The sequence below is a fragment of the Seonamhaeicola marinus genome (assembly GCF_008085455.1).
Genome location: NZ_VSDQ01000729.1, coordinates 205,475 through 224,742, shown reverse-complemented (window position 1 = coordinate 224,742; position 19,268 = coordinate 205,475). Strand labels below are relative to the sequence as shown.

21 protein-coding genes and 1 tRNA gene are annotated in these 19,268 nt (G+C 33.5%); 16 read left to right on the top strand and 6 right to left on the bottom strand.

Annotation, left to right across the window (positions count from 1 at the left end):
• Position 1 precedes the first annotated feature (1 nt).
• The 4 genes from FUA24_RS21950 to FUA24_RS21935 are packed head-to-tail and all read left to right on the top strand — an operon-like array spanning position 2 to position 1,985.
• Positions 2 to 613, top strand: a complete 612-nt coding sequence (locus FUA24_RS21950; protein WP_148545227.1) for a DUF4230 domain-containing protein — start codon at positions 2 to 4, stop codon at positions 611 to 613.
• Entirely contained in the window at positions 610 to 1,008 is a 399-nt protein-coding gene (locus FUA24_RS21945) for a GNAT family N-acetyltransferase (RefSeq protein WP_148545226.1), read from the top strand. Before FUA24_RS21950 ends, FUA24_RS21945 begins: the two co-directional genes overlap by 4 nt.
• 9 nt (positions 1,009 to 1,017) lie before the next feature.
• Positions 1,018 to 1,377 (top strand): MmcQ/YjbR family DNA-binding protein, encoded by a 360-nt coding sequence (locus FUA24_RS21940; RefSeq protein WP_148545225.1) that lies wholly within the window; start codon positions 1,018 to 1,020, stop codon positions 1,375 to 1,377.
• Between the two features lie 29 nt (positions 1,378 to 1,406).
• Complete coding sequence (locus FUA24_RS21935) at positions 1,407 to 1,985, top strand: PhnA domain-containing protein (protein WP_148545224.1); 579 nt, start codon at positions 1,407 to 1,409, stop codon at positions 1,983 to 1,985.
• On the opposite strand, the gene FUA24_RS21930 is transcribed toward FUA24_RS21935, so the two are convergent.
• The gene (locus FUA24_RS21930) at positions 1,982 to 2,452 is read right to left on the bottom strand and encodes a GNAT family N-acetyltransferase (RefSeq protein WP_148545223.1); all 471 of its coding nucleotides are present in this window, start codon (positions 2,450 to 2,452) and stop codon (positions 1,982 to 1,984) included. The two genes, FUA24_RS21935 and FUA24_RS21930, sit on opposite strands and share 4 nt — an antisense overlap.
• A 4-nt stretch (positions 2,453 to 2,456) precedes the next feature.
• A complete protein-coding gene (locus FUA24_RS21925; RefSeq protein ID WP_148545222.1) occupies positions 2,457 to 2,894 on the bottom strand; it encodes a YybH family protein in 438 nt (145 codons plus the stop codon).
• 203 nt (positions 2,895 to 3,097) lie between these two features.
• On the opposite strand from FUA24_RS21925, the gene FUA24_RS21920 reads away from it, so the two are divergent.
• Entirely contained in the window at positions 3,098 to 3,376 is a 279-nt protein-coding gene (locus FUA24_RS21920) for a hypothetical protein (protein ID WP_148545221.1), read from the top strand.
• A 160-nt stretch (positions 3,377 to 3,536) separates the two neighbouring features.
• Complete coding sequence (locus tag FUA24_RS21915) at positions 3,537 to 3,815, top strand: STAS domain-containing protein (protein WP_148545220.1); 279 nt, start codon at positions 3,537 to 3,539, stop codon at positions 3,813 to 3,815.
• 2 nt (positions 3,816 to 3,817) lie between these two features.
• Here FUA24_RS21915 and FUA24_RS21910 read toward each other — a convergent pair whose 3' ends face one another.
• The 3 genes from FUA24_RS21910 to FUA24_RS21900 all read right to left on the bottom strand — a co-directional run bounded on the left by FUA24_RS21910 (position 3,818) and on the right by FUA24_RS21900 (position 7,325).
• A complete protein-coding gene (locus FUA24_RS21910) occupies positions 3,818 to 4,918 on the bottom strand; it encodes a DUF4407 domain-containing protein (protein ID WP_148545219.1) in 1,101 nt (366 codons plus the stop codon).
• Between the two features lie 74 nt (positions 4,919 to 4,992).
• Positions 4,993 to 5,853, bottom strand: a complete 861-nt coding sequence (locus FUA24_RS21905) for a DMT family transporter (RefSeq protein ID WP_148545218.1) — start codon at positions 5,851 to 5,853, stop codon at positions 4,993 to 4,995.
• An 83-nt stretch (positions 5,854 to 5,936) separates the two neighbouring features.
• Entirely contained in the window at positions 5,937 to 7,325 is a 1,389-nt protein-coding gene (locus tag FUA24_RS21900) for a dipeptidase (RefSeq protein WP_148545217.1), read from the bottom strand.
• Positions 7,326 to 7,543: 218 nt separating this feature from the next.
• On the opposite strand from FUA24_RS21900, the gene FUA24_RS21895 reads away from it, so the two are divergent.
• The 3 genes from FUA24_RS21895 (at position 7,544) to FUA24_RS21885 (ending at position 10,897) form a co-directional block, all read left to right on the top strand.
• Entirely contained in the window at positions 7,544 to 8,851 is a 1,308-nt protein-coding gene (locus FUA24_RS21895) for an NAD(P)/FAD-dependent oxidoreductase (protein ID WP_148545216.1), read from the top strand.
• A gap of 75 nt (positions 8,852 to 8,926) precedes the next feature.
• Positions 8,927 to 9,011: transfer RNA gene (locus FUA24_RS21890), tRNA-Leu, on the top strand.
• Between the two features lie 116 nt (positions 9,012 to 9,127).
• The gene (locus FUA24_RS21885) at positions 9,128 to 10,897 is read left to right on the top strand and encodes a helix-turn-helix domain-containing protein (RefSeq protein ID WP_148545215.1); all 1,770 of its coding nucleotides are present in this window, start codon (positions 9,128 to 9,130) and stop codon (positions 10,895 to 10,897) included.
• Here FUA24_RS21885 and FUA24_RS21880 read toward each other — a convergent pair.
• Positions 10,894 to 11,988, bottom strand: coding sequence for an adenylate/guanylate cyclase domain-containing protein (locus FUA24_RS21880; protein ID WP_148545214.1), 1,095 nt, complete (start codon positions 11,986 to 11,988; stop codon positions 10,894 to 10,896). The genes FUA24_RS21885 and FUA24_RS21880 overlap by 4 nt on opposite strands.
• Positions 11,989 to 12,148: 160 nt before the next feature.
• Between FUA24_RS21880 and FUA24_RS21875 the strand changes: the two genes are divergently transcribed.
• From FUA24_RS21875 to FUA24_RS21845, 7 genes are all read left to right on the top strand, one after another.
• The gene (locus tag FUA24_RS21875) at positions 12,149 to 13,033 is read left to right on the top strand and encodes an SDR family oxidoreductase (RefSeq protein WP_148545213.1); all 885 of its coding nucleotides are present in this window, start codon (positions 12,149 to 12,151) and stop codon (positions 13,031 to 13,033) included.
• On the top strand, positions 13,030 to 13,377 hold the full coding sequence (locus FUA24_RS21870; protein ID WP_148545212.1) for a DUF983 domain-containing protein: 348 nt from the start codon (positions 13,030 to 13,032) through the stop codon (positions 13,375 to 13,377). Before FUA24_RS21875 ends, FUA24_RS21870 begins: the two co-directional genes overlap by 4 nt.
• A gap of 1 nt (position 13,378) precedes the next feature.
• Positions 13,379 to 13,681, top strand: coding sequence for a hypothetical protein (locus FUA24_RS21865; RefSeq protein WP_148545211.1), 303 nt, complete (start codon positions 13,379 to 13,381; stop codon positions 13,679 to 13,681).
• Between the two features lie 25 nt (positions 13,682 to 13,706).
• Positions 13,707 to 14,126 carry a nuclear transport factor 2 family protein gene (locus FUA24_RS21860; RefSeq protein WP_187388362.1) on the top strand — a complete coding sequence of 140 codons (420 nt, stop codon included), beginning with the start codon at positions 13,707 to 13,709 and terminating at the stop codon, positions 14,124 to 14,126.
• A gap of 7 nt (positions 14,127 to 14,133) precedes the next feature.
• On the top strand, positions 14,134 to 14,865 hold the full coding sequence (locus tag FUA24_RS21855; RefSeq protein WP_148545209.1) for a GNAT family N-acetyltransferase: 732 nt from the start codon (positions 14,134 to 14,136) through the stop codon (positions 14,863 to 14,865).
• Between the two features lie 344 nt (positions 14,866 to 15,209).
• Complete coding sequence (locus tag FUA24_RS21850; protein WP_148545208.1) at positions 15,210 to 17,378, top strand: Ig-like domain-containing protein; 2,169 nt, start codon at positions 15,210 to 15,212, stop codon at positions 17,376 to 17,378.
• A 51-nt stretch (positions 17,379 to 17,429) separates the two neighbouring features.
• Positions 17,430 to 19,088, top strand: coding sequence for an apiosidase-like domain-containing protein (locus FUA24_RS21845; protein WP_148545207.1), 1,659 nt, complete (start codon positions 17,430 to 17,432; stop codon positions 19,086 to 19,088).
• Positions 19,089 to 19,268: the final 180 nt, after the last annotated feature.

The window sequence follows — 19,268 nt, the reverse complement described above, 5'->3', positions numbered from 1 at the left end:
TATGGAAACTTTTTTTGCCATTATAATTACGGCCTTAGTTACTTTAGGCTTAGTAACTGTCTTTAAAACGTTTAAGAAAAAGCAGTTGGTAAACGCACAGTCGGTCATTCTATTAGACAAGATAAAAAAGGTCTGTAAGTTTATAACCGTTGAAGGCGATTTTGCTGAAATATATCATTATGAAGATGTTAAACAGAAGTTTTTAAAACTTATTTCTAGCAAGAAAAAAGCACTGGTAGTCATAAATGCTAAGGCTCATGTAGGCTATGATTTGTCTAAAATCCATTTAGTAAGTGATACAGGAAGTAAGACTATTAAACTAGAACATTTTCCAGAACCTGAAGTGCTATCTATTGAGACTAATTTAAATTATTACGATAAATCGGATGGCTTGTTTAACAAGTTTGAAGCTACAGATTTAACAGATTTACATCAGGAAGCAAAGCAACATATTGAGGCTAAAATTCCGGATAGCGGACTCATTCAAATTGCACAAACAGAAGTGAAAGAAACCATTTTATTAATAGAATCTATAGTTGAAACTATAGGGTGGAAATTAGATTATTCGGCATTAACTTTACCAAGTAAAGATGTAAAACAGTTGAAAGAATGATAGACATTTCTAAAGACAAAAGTAAACTTCAAGTTGAGATAATTCATGGGTTTTTAAAGACATCTTACTGGGCAAAAGGAAGAACTATTGAAGAGGTTAAAAGAACTATTGAACATTGTTTGTGTTATGGCGTTTATTTAAATGAAAAACAAATTGGGTTCGCTAGAATTGCAACAGATTATACCGTTTTTGCTTATCTAATGGATGTGTTTATTTTAGAAGATTATAGAGGACAAGGCTATTCAAAACAATTAATAGCAAAAGTGGTTGCAGATGAAGAACTAAAATCGTGCAAAGTCTGGATGTTAAAAACCGCGGATGCACATGGGTTATACAAACAATTTGGATTCACTGAATTAAAGCATCCTGAAAAAGTAATGGAACGCTTACTGTAGTTTTATATTATGAACATAGAACAAATAAGAACATACTGTTTAAGTAAAAAGAGTACAACAGAAGATTTTCCTTTTGATGAAGACACGCTAGTGTTTAAAGTTTTAGGTAAAATGTTTGCGCTGGTTTCTTTAAAAAAATGGGAAAGTGGAGAAGCAGGGATCAATTTAAAATGTGATCCGGACTATGCGGAGGAGCTACGTGCAGAATATAATAGTATTCGCCCTGGATTCCATATGAGTAAAAAGCATTGGAATACCTTGTATTTAAATGAAGGAGGACTAGCCCCTAGTTTGGTAAAAGAGCTCATAGATCATTCTTATGATATGGTGGTTAAAGGTATGCCAAAGAAACTTAGAGAAACTTTATAATTTGCTGTATTATTGCAAAAAAATATAAAATGAGTGTACTTCAGACCTTAATAGAAAGAAGCGGAAATACGTGCGAATTATGTGGAGCTACACATGAACTAAGTCAATATACCATTCCTCCATCACTAAATGAAAATGTAGCTAATGACATATTGGTTTGTAGCACTTGCAAGTCGCAGATTAATGAAGAAGAAGAAATGGATGTTAATCACTGGCGTTGTTTAAATGATAGTATGTGGAGTGAGCATGTGGCAGTGCAAATAATGGCTTGGAGACTACTGCAAAGATTAAGAAATGAAGGTTGGCCTAAGGATTTATTAGATATGATGTATCTGAGCGATGATGCCTTAACCTTAGCAAGAGCAACTGGTGAAGATAAAGACCCAAGCGAAAAAATTATTCACCGAGATTCTAATGGTGTACAACTTAAAGCTGGTGATTCTGTTGTGTTAATTAAAGATTTAAAAGTAAAAGGATCTAGTATGGTAGCAAAACAGGGTACTGCAGTAAGGAACATTCGTTTAGATCATGAAAATGCTAAATACATTGAAGGCAAAGTTGGTGCACAACTTATAGTAATAGTAACCGACTATGTAAAGAAAACTTAATCGATCTCGTTTAAGTTTAAGCGCATATTTATCATGTGTTTTTTAAAACCAGCTTTTTCGTAAGCCTTTATAGCAGGCAGGTTGTCTTGATACACATGTAACCTTATTTCATCAATTTGTCGTGCTCTACACCAATTCAAAAGGGCGTTTATAATATGCTGGTTTAATCGTTTCCCTCTATGAGTTTTATCAACAAACATAAAACCCAAATACCCCTGTTGTATGTGTTTTAAGTAGTGTCTGTCTGGTTTAATTTTCACGTAACCAGAGGCTACGATTTCATTTTCAATTTCGGCAACAAAGACTTCAGAGTCCGTGTTTGTTATTAATTCGGCAATATCATAGTAATTAATACTACCCTCTTTTATTGTAGGATCGAACGGGCGTTCAGCTTCTATAATACCTTGTTCAAAACTTAATAAGACGGGAAGATCATCTAAAGTGGCAATTCTTACTAATGGTGCCATGAATTTAAGTAGATGTATCGGCTATTATTTTCCATTCTCCATTAATCTTTTTAAAGACTAACATAAAGATGCCATCGGCATTACCTACCTCTCTTTTTATGTGGTATTCCCCCAAAACATAATAAGCACCATCGGTAATTTTAGAAATTTCGTTAATTCTAAAACTTAAAGTTCCCGTATGCTCCTCAGTAGGGTAAGCTTTTTTATAACGCTCTAATGTACTTTCCCAACCTTTTACGACCCCATTACTACCGTAAAAAGCCAGTGAGTCACTTTTCCAATACCCCTCCATGAACTTTTCAATGTTATCTTTAGACCAAGCAATTCTTTGCGCTTTTAAGACAGCATTAATTTCCTTTTTATCTTTTTCTTCAGAGTTTTGAGCATTTAGCGTTAAAGCCGAAGAGGCTAAAAATATGAATATATATAAAACAGTTTTCATTTGAATAATAAATAATGACTTGGGTAAAAGTAGTGAAAACTAATTTTAATTGTGTAACTCATCGATTAATTTGACATCAATTTTGTCTTCATCTAATCTTACAAGGCATTCATCGAATTAATAATGCCAATGAGCTGCATGAATGTATATTTATGACGAATTAAAAGTTCTCCCTCAAATTTAAATGATAAAAAAACTGAATTATGGAATTAAAAATTACAAACTGCAACAATTTTTTTAAGATTAAAGGAATCTTAGACAAAAAAAGTATTTCTCTTTTTGAGGAAGAATTCAACAACATTTTTGACAGAATGGATAACTTAAAAGTGAGCATTGAAGCTGTAGATAGTATGGATCGTCATGGAATTATGGCACTAACAAGACTACACGAAGAAGCTTTAATGAGAAATAAGAAGTTATCTATTATTGGATATGGGTGTAAGAATCTATTAGCTGAATTTAAAGCTACAGCCGCGGCATAATACTGCATTTCGTCGATTTTTTTAGCGTTTAAACTGCTAAAAATTGAATTTTTGGGCTTTTATCGTAGGAAATTTAAGTTTATTTTGTATATATTTACGAAATGATCAATTTTTTGATTAGACACCCCGAGTTTATTGTTTAACTTAAATTAACTGTATTATGAGTTTAATTATTAATAATTCCAGTAACTTTTATGAGCTAACTGGCGTACTAAATCATAGTAATGCTGCAAATTTAGAAAAGGCGTTAATTAAAGGCTTAAAAAGGTTTGACAAGGTTATTCTTAGTATTGAAGAAGTAGAAAGTATTGACCGCTATGGCGTTGAAGTCATTACAAAGATTCACGAAACTGCTTTAAGTAGTAGTAAAAGTTTATCAATTGTAGGCTATGGCTGTAAAGATTTGTACAATCACTTTAAAAGTAGTTCCGCGGCCTAATTTTACAATATCTTTTTTTGGTTCTTGAAGAAAGCATCAGCTTGCAACTGCATTAGCTCCCTAGCTACTTTGCGTTTATGGTTGTATAGCTCCTCTTCTTGTTCAATATCCGTATAAATACGATCATTGATAGTATTATCTGTTTTAAGAAGTAATGCTCTTTGGTTTTTGTTTTGTGCTACATTAGTTTTTAACATATCCTCTTGATCTTCTAGTTTTAAATCGTAAGCTCCTTTTGGTGATAAGAGTTTTGCTAGGATAGGAGAGGTTTCAATAGCCAAAAACAACAAAAAGATAAATAAAGATGGTAACCAAGGTAATCTCCCTAAGGCGTTTACGCGTGCCATTAAACCATCAAAACTATTAATTATTGGCTGCGTGTCTGTAACTTGCGTTTCGTAGTCTGTTTGTAATTGAGCAATCTCAGACTCGGCAGCTTTTATTTTAGCTTTGTTATCTGCCTTTAATTCTTGTAGTTCAGCAAGAAGCGCATCGTGCTTTTCTCTTTTTTCTTTGTATACAGGTCCTTTACCTACTAAGTTAGTACCGGCAGTTCCTTCAGCTTCTGCAATATAGGTATCGTATAGTTGGTTAACTTCAGCTTCTTTAGTATCAACTTCGTTTTGTAAAGCAGTGATATCATTTTTAAGAGCTTCAATATTTGGAGTATATTGCTCTGCTATCTGCGCTTTATTGTTAAGTGTCAATTGGTTTTTTTCTTCTAAAAGAACTTGATTAATTTCTTTTTCAAATATCTTTAATTCAAGAGGCTTAGAAATTACGATAGCAATTATTACTGCTAAAACAATTCTTGGTGATGCCTGTATGAGTTCATCAATTATGTTTCCAGTTTTTTTTATGGTAGAAACGATATACCTGTCTAAGTTAAATATTAGAAGTCCCCAAATACAACCAAAGAATATCGCAGTAAAAAGATTATCAAAAACAGTATATAAAGCATAACTGCCAGCAATAGCAGCCATTAGCGCGGTAAAAAAGACAGTGGCGCCAATTCCCGCATATTTATTTTGTTCTCCTTTAGAACAATCTTCTAAAATATCGGTATCAGCACCAGAGCAAATAATAAAAAATTGCTTTAACATAACTCACTAGTTTTTTGATTGATTGACTATTAGAACGTAAAAGTTGTAAAATTGTTACATTTTAAATCAGAAAACTATTTTTGTCTGGACCTAATACTTTCTACAATAACAGTAGCTAGAATCAAGGCTCCACCAATATAAGTGTTAGATGATGGGATCTCGTTTAAAAAGAAAAAGGCCAGAATTATACCAAATATAGGTTGTGTACTTAAAATTATGCTAGCAGTACTTGCCGAGAAATGCTTTAAGCTTTTAAGAAATAGCGAATGACCAATAGCCGTAGCGAACAAAGCTAAAAGTATAATATAGGGATATTGATTTTCAATACCAGACGAACTCATAAAATAAAGGACTGGCGATAATGTTATGGTTACCACGATTAACTGAAACGTCATAAGCATGGTGCCATTATACTTTTGAGCTCTCTTTTTTAAGATGATGTTTCTAAGCGTAAAAAGAATGGCAGAAAACAAGCCCCAAAGAATACCTTGAAAATCCGAGTTTTGAATATTAAATTCTGGAGCCAAAATATAAATACCAACCAAAACCATAAGCCCTAAAGGTAGATGAGCTTTATCAAATTTAGTATCGGTAAAAATCGGTTCCAAAATCGAAGTAATAGCAGGAAAAGTATATAGAGATAACATCCCTATTGAAACATTAGATATCTTAACAGAATAGAAATAAGTTACCCAGTGTGCGCCTAAAAAAATGGCGCTAATGATAATTACGGCTCTATCGGTATATGAGTCAAATTTAAATGCTATTTTTTTGTATCTACAGAATACATACAGTACAATTAATGCAATAAAAGCACGCCACCAAATAATAACTGCTGCTGGCATTTGGATGTACTTACCTAAAACTGCGGCAGTACTAATTAAAAAAGTAGCAAAGCTAAGTTCTAAAACATTTTTAAAATGTGTGCTTTTCATGGTTTGGCTTTTGAAAATGGTGCTTAGGCATTAAAAAAATGTGTTCCCAACTATTGCTGTACAAAAGCTAGGAACACTAAAATTTATTTAGATAATTCTGTAAAATGTTTGTAAAAATACGGAATGGTTTCAATGCCCTTTAGATAATTCCAAACACCAAAGTGTTCGTTTGGCGAATGAATAGCATCACTATCTAAACCAAATCCCATAAGAATGGTTTTGCTTTTTAGCTCTTCTTCAAAAAGAGCTACAATTGGAATACTTCCACCACTACGTTGTGGTATTGGAGTTTTTCCAAAGGTTTCTGCGTAGGCCTTTGAAGCTGCTTGGTAGCCAATACTGTTTAATGGAGTAACATAACCATTACCCCCATGATGCGGCTTTACTTCAACTTTTACACCTTTTGGAGCAATGCTTTCAAAATGACTCTTAAATAAGGTTGTGATTTCAGCCCAATCTTGATTTGGTACCAATCGCATAGAAATTTTAGCATATGCTTTACTTGGTATAACAGTTTTTGCACCTTCGCCAATATAACCTCCCCAAATACCATTTACATCTAAAGTAGGCCTTATAGAGTTACGCTCATTTGTAGTGTATCCTTTTTCTCCGTATACAGATTCAATAGCTAATGCATTTTGGTAGGCCTCTAAAGAGAAGGGGGCTTTAGCCATTTCATCTCGTTCTTCTCTAGATAATTCTTCAACCTTATCATAAAATCCTGGAATGGTAATATGATTGTTTTCATCGTGCAAAGACGCAATCATTTTCGTTAAAATATTAATGGGGTTTGCAACAGCACCACCGTATAATCCAGAATGCAAATCTCGGTTTGGTCCGGTTACTTCAACTTCTACATAGCTAAGTCCTCTAATGCCTGTTGTTATAGATGGTGTGTCATTGGCAATCATTCCTGTATCAGAAATCAAAATAACATCATTGGCTAATCTTGCTTGATTGTTTTTTACAAAAGTCCCAAGACTTTTACTGCCAACTTCTTCTTCACCCTCTATCATAAATTTTACGTTACACGGTAGTTGGTTATTAGCCGTCATAAACTCAAGGGCCTTAACATGCATAAAAAGCTGCCCTTTGTCATCACAAGCTCCTCTTGCAAAAATGGCACCTTCAGGGTGTTTGTCGGTCTTTTTGATTACCGGCTCAAAAGGAGGAGAGGTCCATAAATCTATTGGGTCTGGTGGTTGCACATCATAATGTCCGTAAACTAGAACTGTTGGTAGCTCTTTGTCTATTATTTTTTCGCCGTAAACTATTGGGTAACCTTCGGTTTGGCATACTTCAACAGTATCGCAACCTGCCTTTTCAAGGCTTTCTTTAATAATTTCAGCTGTTTTTAAAACATCATTTTTATAGCTTGAGTCGGCACTTATTGATGGTATTTTAATAAGGTCGAATAACTCATTGAGAAAACGTTCTTTGTTTTGTGCTATGTAAGATTTAATAGTATTCATAAATAAAAAGTAAAGTTTACTAATGTTAGTTGAATATTTAGTCTAGCGTATGTTTAACGCCTACTTTTTTAGTCTAAAGCGGCATTCTATTTTACAAAAATAAGATTAAATAAAGATTTGAAAACAGTCTCCGAAATATAATGCAAATATCTTGCTTTTTAGTATGTTTTTAAAGCACACTATTGTAGCTTTACCAATAAATAAACACAAAATTTTTTATGAATATCCCAAAGACGGATTTGCCAAGGGTTGTTGTTGTTGGAGGTGGTTTTGCTGGATTAAACTTGGTGAAGAAACTGCGTAAATTACCTGTACAATTGGTAATGCTTAATAAACATAATTATCACACTTTTCAGCCTTTGTTATATCAAGTGTCCACTAGTGGAATTGAGCCTGATTCTATAGTGTATCCGTTAAGAATGTTCATAAAACGGCAAAAGAACTTTTATTTTAGGTTAGCTGAAGTAAATTCGGTTGATCCAGAAAGGAAAACTTTAACTGCAGACATTGGAGAGTTGTCGTTTGATTATTTAATTATAAACACCGGAACCAAAACAAATTTCTTCGGAAATGAGCAGATAAAGAAACATGCAATGCCCATGAAAACTATTCCACAGGCATTGAATTTAAGAAGTTTAATTCTTCAGAATTTTGAAAAAAGTACCATTGCGGTTTCCAAAGAAGAAAAAGAGTTTCTACTAAACTTTGTAATTGTAGGTGCAGGACCTACGGGTGTAGAGTTGGCAGGTGCAATAGCAGAGTTTAAGCATAGTGTTTTACCTATGGACTTTCCTGATTTAGATCCAGAATTAATGCAGATTCACATTTTAGAAGGGGCTAATAGGGTATTGCCTCCTATGAGTGAGAAGTCGTCCAAAAAATCTGCTGATGCACTTAAAAATCTAGGGGTGCAAATACATACGAATACTATTGTTACAGATTACGACGGCGCTTTGGTAAAAACTAAAGAAGGAAAAGAGTTTAAAACCAGAACATTAATCTGGTCTGCTGGAGTAACAGGTAATTTAATTGAAGGCTTTCCAGAAGAAAGTTATAATGCCAGAACAAATAGGTATTATGTTAATGAATATAATAGAATAAAAGGGTATACAGATATTTTTGCTTTAGGAGATATTGCGCTAATGCAATGTGAAGATTACCCTAACGGACACCCTCAGGTAGCCCAACCTGCAATTCAGCAAGCAAAAACACTTTCTGATAATTTTACCAAAATATTAAAAGGGAAATCCGAACTAAAAAAGTTTAAGTATACAGATAAAGGGTCTATGGCTACTATTGGGCGTAATAAAGCAGTAGCAGATGTTGGTAAGTTTAAATTTAGCGGTTTAATGGCTTGGTTAATTTGGATGTTTATCCATCTAATGGCTTTAGTAGGCTTTAGAAATAGACTGGTGGTATTCCTAAATTGGGTATACAATTATGCTAATTACAACAAAGCCTCTAGATTAATTATTAGAAGATTTAGTGTAAAAGAAAGGCGCGTAAGAACTAATTCTGAATTATAATTACTTTTTTTGAACATAGAAGTTTGCAATTTAAAAGTATTGATTATATTTGCATCCCGATAATAATTGGTCCTAGCGGATGTGGTGGAATTGGTAGACACGCTAGACTTAGGATCTAGTGCCGCGAGGCGTGGGGGTTCGACTCCCTTCATCCGCACCAGTTTAATTAAAAGCTTCTCTATTCAGAGAAGCTTTTTTTGTTATAGAAAATATGATATTTTTGATAGAGCAAATGTCATTATTTAAATCTTGGATCTTTCCTCTCAAAATATTTCTTTGTTAAACAAGTCCATCGTTGTTTTACCATTTAAAAACCTAAGTGGCGATGCCACTAATGATTATTTCTGTGATGGTATTACGGAAGAAATTATAAACGCTCTTTCTCAAATTGATGGTTTAAAAGTTATTGCTAGAACAACAGCCTTTGCTTTTAAAGGAAAACCAACTGATATTAGAATTATTGGTAACGAGCTAGGTGTTAGTAATGCTGTTGAAGGAAGTATCCGGATTATAAAAAACAGAATTAGAATTACGGCGCAATTAACACGAACAGACAATGGATTTTTATTGTGGTCGGAGAAGTTTGATAGGGAACTAAATGATGTTTTTGAACTTCAGGATGAAATTAGTTTACTCATTGCAGATAAGATAAGAGAAAACTTTGGACATATTGATATAGATGAGTCTTTAGCTACTATAGATACCCATAATCTAAGTGCATACCAGCTCTATTTAAAAGGAAGATATTATCAACTTACTTGGAATTTGCCTAATATAGAGAAAGCCATTGGCTTTTATAAGAAAGCATCAGAATTTGATGCGTCTTATGCAGATCCTGTAATTGCCATTGGTTGGTGTTATGCTATTAATGCTAGCTGGGGATATATGGATAGAGAAGAGGGGCTTAATAAAGCCAACTATTATTTGGACAAAGGATTAGCTATGAATCCCGATTCCTATATCGGATATTTTGCAAAAGCTACCATACACTTTTGGGGCAATTGGCAGTTCAAGGAAGGTTTTCAAGACCTTCAAAATTGTCTAAACATAAATCCTCATTTTACTGAAGGAATGGAGGCTCTTGCCGAACTTTTTACCGCAACCGGTTATTTCGGAAAAGCTTTAGAACAAACAGAGTTAATTTTAAAAATTAATCCGTTATCTCCAAATCATCATTACACCAAAGGAAACATACACTATTTACAGGGTGCCTATGAAACGGCATTGGGTAGTTTTGAAAACTCTTTAAAACTTGATAATAGTTTTCCGCTTAGTAGGCATTTAAAAGTAGCTTGTTTATTGTTTCTAAAAAGGAAACAGGTGATGATGGATTATGCTAAACAGTTTCTAAGTGACAAGTATTTGGCTATGCTAGAAGCAATTTATGAGTCAATTCATAATCAGAAGGAAATTGAATATGATGATTTACTCGTGTCTGAAGACTTAAATTTAATGGTGTATTGGGATTTCTATTATCTTGCTCATAGTAAAAAAACAGAAGAAGCCTTAGAGCGTTTTGAGCTATTGATAAACCAAAGAATTGGACAAGTCATTAATTTTCAATTTGACCCATTTTTAGAGCCGCTTCGCCATACTTCAAAATACCAAGACCTAGTGCAGCAAGTGTTTAGTAGTATAAAACTGTTAAACGATAATTTAGAGTTTGAAAAAAAGCCAGAATCTAAAACTGTGGTTGTGGATGCAGAAATTATTGATTTTAGAGAAAAAATTAAAGGTTTCTTACAGGAGGATAAAGTGTATTTAGATTCTGAAATATCTCTTAGAACATTGGCGCAACAAATGAAAATGCATCCTAATAAATTATCTAAATTGGTAAATGACGCTATGCAAACTAACTTTAACGAATTGATGAATAGTCATAGATTGGCTCATTTTAAAGAAATTGCAGCAGACCCTAAAAATAGTCATATAACACTACTAGGATTGGCCTATGACAGCGGATTCAATTCTAAGACTGTTTTTAATACTTATTTTAAAAAAGTTGAAGGGGTGTCTCCAAGAAAATGGCTTTCAGCTAATAGTTAAAGTCTTTCTATACTAACAATCTCTACATTTTCCTTTTTACCTTTTAAATTAACATCGCCTAATGCTATAACTTTGAATGCGTTTTTTGTGTTAAGTTCCTTTATTAAAGTTCTAGATACGAGAAGATCGGCTTTATATTGAGCGCAAAGACTTAAAATTCTGGCGCAGGTATTTAGTACATCACCAGTAAAAAATATGTCTTTTTTAAGTGCACCAATTTCGCCAGTAGTTACTTTTCCACTGTGTAAAGACGCCTTAAAATCTGGTACTATGCCATAATTTTTTTCAAAATAAGCTGAGCGTTTTTTCAAAGATGCTTTCATATCGTAAAAACAATGCAAACAGTGATTTTTATGAATCCCATTTTTTAGTTTCCAAGTAATTACAATTTCATCGCCTACATACTGATAGATTTCCCCATGGTTGTTTATTATGGCATTAGAAAAACTGTCGTAAAAGGCTCTTAAAAGTCTAAAGTAATGTTCATTTTCCAAAGATTCCGCTATGGTTGTAGAATCTTTCATGTCAACAAACATAAAAACACGATCTTCAGTTACTGGTTTATGATATTTCCCAGTAAAGAAATTCAATAAGACGTTTTGACCAATATGATCGCTTATTTCGGCATAAAGTAAAGAAACAGACAATGAAAAGAAAAGCTGAATCCAAGTACTCAAATGATGGATGCTAAAAAAATAGGTTTGGTACTTATGCCAAGCTTTTTCACTAAAAAGAGGCGTTTTAAGTTCTATACTTGCGGCTATCCAGAAGAGTACTAAAATTACAAAAGACATTAAAATAACGTAAAGTACAAGTTTGGATACTAATTTTTTAGGAAAGCTAAATTTTGTAAATAATTTGTTTACATAAAAGACTTCCAGAATACCCACTAAGCAGCCTAACAAAAAGACACTAAAACTTGAGAAAACTAATATTTCGGGTGTCAAAGCTATAGAGGGAGAAGGTGTGTTAGTTGTGTTGCCAATAGCAATATGTTCACTCCACATAATCAACCACGCAAGTAATAACCAAATTAACCCAAAGGGTAATATGCGCTTAATACTATATTTCGTTTTTGCAGATAAAGACATAAGTACAAAGTAATAAACTTATCATGAATCTTTTGAAGGAGAATGACGAAAAAAGTTCGGAATCTCATATAAAAGATTCTAAGTTTCATTTCAGAACGATTGCCTTTCTCTTTCGTGGCACCTTTGTACCAAATTAAAAAACGAATAAAAGCAAAGTATAATGTTGAAAGGTAAAACAAATCCAAAGATTCTTCTGGCGGGAGGTACAGGATATCTTGGAGGTTATATAGCCAAAGCAATAGTTCAAAAGGAATTACCAGCGGTTTTAATTGCTCGTAAGGCGCAAAAATTAGAAAAATATCAATCAAAAAACGTTCAGATAATAGAGGCAGAGGTTACTAAACCAAAAACGTTAGCTAACCTCTGCAACGGTGTAGATGTGGTAATTTCAACTGTAGGGATAACACGTCAAAAAGATGGTTTAACCTATATGGATGTCGATTATCAGGCCAATGTAAATCTATTAGAGGAAGCTAAAAAATCTGGCGTTAGAAAATTTATTTATGTGTCCGCAATCAACGCAGATAAGCATAGACACCTTAAGATGTTAGAAGCAAAAGAGGCTTTTGTAGATGTACTAAAACAATCTGGAATAGAGTATACAATATTAAGGCCTAATGGTTTCTTTTCAGATATGAAAGATTTTCTACAAATGGCAGAAAAGAAACGTGTATTCATTTTTGGTAATGGTGATAAACTGCTTAACCCAATCCATGGTGAGGATTTGGCTGAGGTATGTCTTGATCTTATAAATGAACCTGTGACTGAATTTAGTGTGGGTGGACCAGATGTCTTAACCTATAATGAAATAGCTGAAATGGCTTTTGATGCTCATGGAAGATTACCAAAAATAACAAGATTGCCAGATTGGTTAAGACGCTTTACCATATGGACTCTAAGAAAGTTTTCGCCTTTGCATATTTATGGTCCAATTGAATTCTTTTTAACACTTATGGCAGAAGATAATGTTGCAACGCGTTATGGTAAACATCGGTTAAAGGATTTTTTCTTTGAAGAAGCAAAACTAAATAGACAAAGCTCATGATACACGGTATATTAACAAACACATGTCCCAATTGTAAAAAGGGAAAGATTTATGAAGAGACCAACATCTACTTCAATTTTAGAAAACCGAAAATGAAAAAGGGATGTGACACATGTAATTTTACTTTCGACAAGGAACCTGGATTTTTTTACGGCGCAATGTATGTGAGTTATGCCTTGGGAATTATTGAGGCACTGCTAACCTTTTTGGTAGCTTACTTTTTCTTTGATATAGGGTTGGATCTAAAATTGTTAGGAATTATTTCACTTGTCTTATTGGTAATGTCCTCCTTCAACCTAAGAGTATCTAGAATTATTTGGATTTATCTTTTAAGGGGGATTTAATATGAAAACATCAGCATTTTTTCTTTTCGCAACAAAAGTTAACGAGCCTAAACAACTCATATTCGTTGCCTATTATTTAAGGCGCATTGTTAAAAAAGGTCAATGGAATTTTGATCTTGAGGATAGCGACCGCGTGTTAAGATTACAATGCGATAATTTAACGAAAACGGCAGTAGTTCAGTTTTTGAAAACTCACCATTTGTTTTCTAAAGAACTGCATTTCTTGGAAAACGAAATGCCCAATTTACGGCATACACCATTTAGTCCTTTAGTAAGTAAACAGAATTATATACAAATACATTAAGATGATGAAAACGTTAATAGAAAACATGAAAACAATTAAGAAAAAACAAAACGCCCAAGTAGTTCAAGATTATTTCAAGAACTTCCAAGTAGGAGATGTTGAAGGCGTTTTAAATAGTTTTCACCCCAATTGTTACATAGTAAGTGTAAAAGAAGAAGAAAGGCCAAAGGAACAATTACATGGTATTTATAGAACAAGAGAAGAAGCAAAACAATTTCTAAAAAATATCGTAACACTTTTTGATACTAAAGCGTTTATAGTAGAAAGAGTGGTGGAGGCAGAAGATAATTTAGTAATTGCGATGGGCACATTTTCACATTTGGTTAAAAGTTCAGGCAAGTTATTTAATAGCAATTGGGTACAATTCTGTATAATTGAAGATGAAATGATTAAGGAATATAGATTTTATGAAGATTCAGCAGCATTAATTGAAGCTTCAAAATAATTTTAGTATGCCAACATCTTTAGCAATAATACATCAGTTTAGTTTTTGGAAATACTTGGGTCATGTTGGTGGCTATTTTCGTCAGCTTGAAGGAGCCTCAGTTTTGCATCCTAAGTCTGGATTATGGCCTTCAAAAATTTTTGGTTTAACAAAGGGTTTTAATGCAGAAAATATGCGTTCTTATATCATGCAGGGTCTTGTGCCAAATGCCATTGCTTTAGAAGAAGATGGAATCTTAGAAACCCATTTAAGTGCATTCAATTTTGAAAAAACATCAACCGTAAAAGGAATGGGTTTAAGCTTAAGTGCCTACCAAGTTGTTGATGTAGAAGATGTTCAAATTGAAAAAGTTAAGGATAAAAAAGGCCTTGAAGTATTCTCGCAAATAGCATCAGATGCTTTTGGATATAATATTAGTCCTAAAGTATTACATGGCAGCTTAAAAGAAGATAGAATACAACTATTTGTAGCAAAAAATAATGGGATTTATTGTTGCACAGGTATTCTATATACAGATGAAAACAAACAATCCGGAATACATATGATTGGCGTGCCAAAGAAGTTTAGAGGTCAAGGTTTAGGCAAGCAAATGACTATGTATTTGTTGAATAAAGCTTCAGCCGACCAAAGTGAACATGTATTTTTGGTAGCCTCAAAGCTCGGCGCCTTAATTTATGAGAAATTGGGCTTTAGGGAAGATGGAAACTTAGTGTCTTATAGGTTAAAAAAATCACAATAATATCTTAGAAGTTAACATTTGTTTGTTATCTGATTAATAGCAGTTAGTAAAGTCTTATGCGGCAATACTAAGCCTAAAAAGCTTCTTATTTATAGGAGGCTTTTTTAGTTTTAGTAAAGTTTATAAACTCCTGCTTAATCAATTAAATTGCGCTATTTTAGACTTTACAATTGCTTTACTATGGACTTTTGGTTTAGGATTAATTGGTGTTTTGAACTAAAAAAAACATGACTTGTGAGCACCTTAAAAAGATTAGTTTATTGCATCTTGATTGTGTTAATAGAGCTAGCTTTAGAATTCATTTAAAGACTATCAATTACAATTAATTTTAAGGCAAATAACCCATGAAAACACAAAGGATTTTTTTAGTGTTGTCACTATTTCTAATACATCAAATACAGGCGCAAACTATTCCCGCGTACAATAATAACCGTATAGCCATAAGTGCAGATGGTAATAATCAACCTGATTTAAGTTATACGGGTAAGTACAACACCGCAGATCCTGACGATTGGGGCGCTACACCAGCAACACTTATTATGATTGCTAAAAGACAACTGCAGAATAAGTTAGTACATTTTTCATATAACAATTTCATGCCGTCGCCACCGCATACTACCAAAAAAAACTATATGAAAATTGCTACCGACCAAGGTGCTGAACGTTTAAAATTTAATTCAGAAGTTTTCTTTGATGTGGGAACCCATAAAAAGCAGGCTATAACAAGTTTGAAAAAGGAGATTCTTAAATCTACAGCTTCAGATCCGCTATTCTTTGTTAACATGGGACCTTCGGAATTCTTTTATCAAACTATTAAAACCATTGTGGAAGATGGTACCAGTTTAGAATCTATGGCACATGTGTATATTATTTCACATTCGGGCTATAATGATAATCACTTAAGGAGAGCTAATCATCATACAATGAAAGAAGCAATTGCCCTGAGTGGAAATAGATTGAAGTACAAAAAAATTAAAGATCAAAATAATTGTGAGGTCTTGTATTTAGGATGGTGCTCTAAGAAAAAGCCATATCATTGGAGACATATTAGAGATCATAAAGATCCTCACATTCAATGGTTATGGGAAAGAATGTTGGATCATAAACATGGTAAATTTGATATTTCAGATGCAGGTATGGTGTATTATCTATTAACTGGAGATGAAGATGGTAGCCCTAGTAAATTTACCGATTTTATTGGGTACGGAATTATGTTGCCTGGAGATAAGGTTGCCGAAGCTATTGATATTACAGAAGAATCAATAACCGTGTATGAGAACAAAGCACATCAACTAAATTTTAGCTTTACACCTAAAGCATCTTGGGATGATTACTTTTCTTGGAAAACCAGTAATGCAAATGTGGCCTATGTATCACCTAATGGAAGAGTAGTAGGGGTGTCTCCAGGAAAAGCAACAATAACAATAACCGCGGGTATAGGGAATTTTACAGATAAGGTTAATGTTGAGGTGAAAAGAGATTCTGAGTGTGAAATAATCACTTACGATTCAGGAAAAGACTTTAAACAATTAAAAGTAAAAGGATTTGTGCCTTCCTATATTGATAAATGGCGAAAAGTAGTGGCGGTAGATGCCTCAAAATATCAAGGTGAATTTGGAGCTTCAAAAACAGTTTTTAAAGGAGAAACGCGTCGTTATGATATAACGGTTACCTCATTAACCGAAACTGACGGAGAAAGTACATACAAGTTGAAGATAGGAAATAGCTATATTGGGGAATTTCAAAACCCTGAATCGGATAAGGACTATAAAAAGCACACATTTACATTTAAAAATGTTCTAGTAAAAAAGGGGCAAAAAATTCAAATTGAATCGAATACGCATTCAAATGGGAAGGTGCCAGAAGGTAACGCTTATGCCTTTTCAAGAGGGCGATGGAAATCAATTGAATTTCATTGTCCTAAAAAATGTGAGTTAGTTGAAAAAGATGGTTTCTTAGTACTAGAGGCAGAGCGTTTTGAGCTTAAAGGCGATTGGATTTTAAAAGAGAACAATTTGGCTTCGAGCGGAAAATATATTATGTATTCTGGACCTAATAGTTACAAAACCCCCAATTTAAAAAACGAAATAAGTTATACCTTTAATATTACTAATCCTGGGAATTATTCGGTTAGGTGGTTTATGAGGCAACCAGATGAAGCGGAGGGAGATAAATCTAATGATGCTTGGATAAAGATGGAGGGTAATGCAGGACTTTTTGGAGAAGAACAATTTACCGATTATAGAAAATTTGTAGGTAGAAGTAAACAGGTGTTTGCAATGAACGGAAAATTAGAAGCACATCATCATTTTGCAAATTTCAATTGTAATTTTAATACTCCAGGAAAATATACCATTAAAATTGTTGGTAGATCTACATTGCTTCAAATTGATAAGCTTGTTTTCTATAAAAACGATATTAGTAATGAAAATGCTGCTTTTAAAGCTTCTGAGGTAACGGAAACTACATCTTGTGCGGACGAAGTAATACTAAAATCTAATACAACAGAATAAGTTAATGTAAATGCATTTCAAAGAAAGTAAATGCAACAAAATTTTAAAATCATGATAAAAAAAGTAGCAATAACTTTATGCATAGTTTTAATTGCTAATCTCGGAATTAGTCAAATAAAGACTTGGAATTCTCCTAAATCTAGTAAGGTAATTACCTTAGCGCAATGGGAAATTGGAGATGTTATCTATAAGACTAGAAGAACGATAAAAGACCCATTTTCTAAAAAGGTTTATGCCTTGGTTAATGATGGAGAAACAAGTCAAAAGATTCCTTTGTTTTATAAAGGAAATAAGCAGTGGGTATTTCGTTATTCAAGTGCTATTGTCGGCAATAAAACTTTTAAAATAGAATCTGAAATTAAGGATCTTGATGGAAAAAAAGGAAAAATAAACATAACTCAAAACTTAAAGATTAACCGCCATGGAGGTATCGTATTAAAAGAAGATAACCCACAACATTTCTTTTATGAAGACGGTTCCCATTACTTCAATTTAGCTTTTGAATGCGATTGGCTGTTTGCCTTAGATTATGGCAATGCCGCTTTACCTAAAACCAACCACTTACTGTCTTTGGTTGAAGCTAACGGATTTAATCAGGTGGTTATGAATGTGTATTCTTATGATGTTAAATGGCAAAAGGATCCAAAACTAAAAGATCACCCAGAGCATGAATACGGTGGCAGGGAAGATATCTTCCCGTTTTTAGGTTCCAACACTAATCCAGACTTTAGTAATCTTAATTTTGAGTTCTTTGATCATCTGGATAGGGTCTTGCTCACCATGCATGATAAAGAAATTGTGAGCCACCTTATGATTTATGTGTGGAATAAATTAGTGAGTTGGCCAGAAATGCAGACGCCCGAAGATAACATGTATTACGATTATGTGATTAAAAGATATCAAGCGTTTCCAAATATTGTGTGGGATGTGTCTAAAGAAGCATTGAGCTACGGTAGAGCTACAGAAGAGTATATTTTAGAACGTGTTGAGCGTACAAGAAAATTAGATTCTTATCAAAGATTGGTGTCGGTTCACGACTGGGGCTTTTGTAAAAGAAACGCCGAAAGTGTCGATTTTATTTCTTTGCAAAACTGGGATTATACCTTGTACAATATCATGCACGACGCCAAGAAAAAGTTTCCGAAAAAACCTATTTTCAACATAGAACATGGAGGTTACGAAGAGTCGCCGTATTGGGTGTTTCCTGGAGCATATATTAATGCAGAAACCTGTCTTAGAAGAAATTATAAATGTGTTTTTGGGGGTGGTTATTCTACATACTATTGGCAAGGAACATCTTGGAATGCAGTAATCCATAACCCTTATGAGCAACCCGAGGATTTTATAAAACCTAAGTTTGAATATTTCAAGCACATGAGAACCCTAATGGATTCTGTGAATTTTGAAAATTGCGAAACATGGCCTCAATTTAATTCTAGTGGCTATAGTTTGGCTAACGTAAAAGATGGCATTTATTTAATGTATGTGCCAAAAGAAAGTCATTATACAGCAACCAGAATAGCCATGCGAAAGTTTAATACAGATAATGCCACTATTCAGTGGTTTAATACCTGGACAGGCGAGTTTACAGAACTTAAAAGCTATAAAGAGGGTAAACCTTCTGCATGGAATAAAGAAGAACCACGTCCGTTTAGATATGAAGCAGATGCTGTAATTATTATTAGAGGGCTAGAATATTTGAATAAGTAGTAAAACGTAATAATATAAAAGTTAAAACCAAGCATATTGTTTATATGCTTGGTTTTTTAATAATGGTACTTTTTAACTATAATTTTGTAATGTTTTTGCGAATTAATGCTCTAGATTTTAAAGTTTATTTGTGTCAATAGAAAGGAACTTAAAGGCTTTCGTTCTTTTTAATTAAAATAT

Bases quoted from the DNA above. Each gene is read 5' to 3' on its own strand.
- FUA24_RS21910 (WP_148545219.1), bottom strand. From the start codon at position 4,918: ATGTTAAAGCAATTTTTTATTATTTGCTCTGGTGCTGATACCGATATT.
- FUA24_RS21860 (WP_187388362.1), top strand. From the start codon at position 13,707: ATGAAAACAATTAAGAAAAAACAAAACGCCCAAGTAGTTCAAGATTAT.
- FUA24_RS21925 (WP_148545222.1), bottom strand. From the start codon at position 2,894: ATGAAAACTGTTTTATATATATTCATATTTTTAGCCTCTTCGGCTTTA.
- FUA24_RS21870 (WP_148545212.1), top strand. From the start codon at position 13,030: ATGATACACGGTATATTAACAAACACATGTCCCAATTGTAAAAAGGGA.
- FUA24_RS21940 (WP_148545225.1), top strand. From the start codon at position 1,018: ATGAACATAGAACAAATAAGAACATACTGTTTAAGTAAAAAGAGTACA.
- FUA24_RS21880 (WP_148545214.1), bottom strand. From the start codon at position 11,988: ATGTCTTTATCTGCAAAAACGAAATATAGTATTAAGCGCATATTACCC.
- FUA24_RS21865 (WP_148545211.1), top strand. From the start codon at position 13,379: ATGAAAACATCAGCATTTTTTCTTTTCGCAACAAAAGTTAACGAGCCT.
- FUA24_RS21950 (WP_148545227.1), top strand. From the start codon at position 2: ATGGAAACTTTTTTTGCCATTATAATTACGGCCTTAGTTACTTTAGGC.
- FUA24_RS21845 (WP_148545207.1), top strand. From the start codon at position 17,430: ATGATAAAAAAAGTAGCAATAACTTTATGCATAGTTTTAATTGCTAAT.
- FUA24_RS21850 (WP_148545208.1), top strand. From the start codon at position 15,210: ATGAAAACACAAAGGATTTTTTTAGTGTTGTCACTATTTCTAATACAT.
- FUA24_RS21855 (WP_148545209.1), top strand. From the start codon at position 14,134: ATGCCAACATCTTTAGCAATAATACATCAGTTTAGTTTTTGGAAATAC.
- FUA24_RS21905 (WP_148545218.1), bottom strand. From the start codon at position 5,853: ATGAAAAGCACACATTTTAAAAATGTTTTAGAACTTAGCTTTGCTACT.
- FUA24_RS21875 (WP_148545213.1), top strand. From the start codon at position 12,149: ATGTTGAAAGGTAAAACAAATCCAAAGATTCTTCTGGCGGGAGGTACA.
- FUA24_RS21900 (WP_148545217.1), bottom strand. From the start codon at position 7,325: ATGAATACTATTAAATCTTACATAGCACAAAACAAAGAACGTTTTCTC.
- FUA24_RS21895 (WP_148545216.1), top strand. From the start codon at position 7,544: ATGAATATCCCAAAGACGGATTTGCCAAGGGTTGTTGTTGTTGGAGGT.
- FUA24_RS21945 (WP_148545226.1), top strand. From the start codon at position 610: ATGATAGACATTTCTAAAGACAAAAGTAAACTTCAAGTTGAGATAATT.
- FUA24_RS21935 (WP_148545224.1), top strand. From the start codon at position 1,407: ATGAGTGTACTTCAGACCTTAATAGAAAGAAGCGGAAATACGTGCGAA.
- FUA24_RS21930 (WP_148545223.1), bottom strand. From the start codon at position 2,452: ATGGCACCATTAGTAAGAATTGCCACTTTAGATGATCTTCCCGTCTTA.
- FUA24_RS21920 (WP_148545221.1), top strand. From the start codon at position 3,098: ATGGAATTAAAAATTACAAACTGCAACAATTTTTTTAAGATTAAAGGA.
- FUA24_RS21915 (WP_148545220.1), top strand. From the start codon at position 3,537: ATGAGTTTAATTATTAATAATTCCAGTAACTTTTATGAGCTAACTGGC.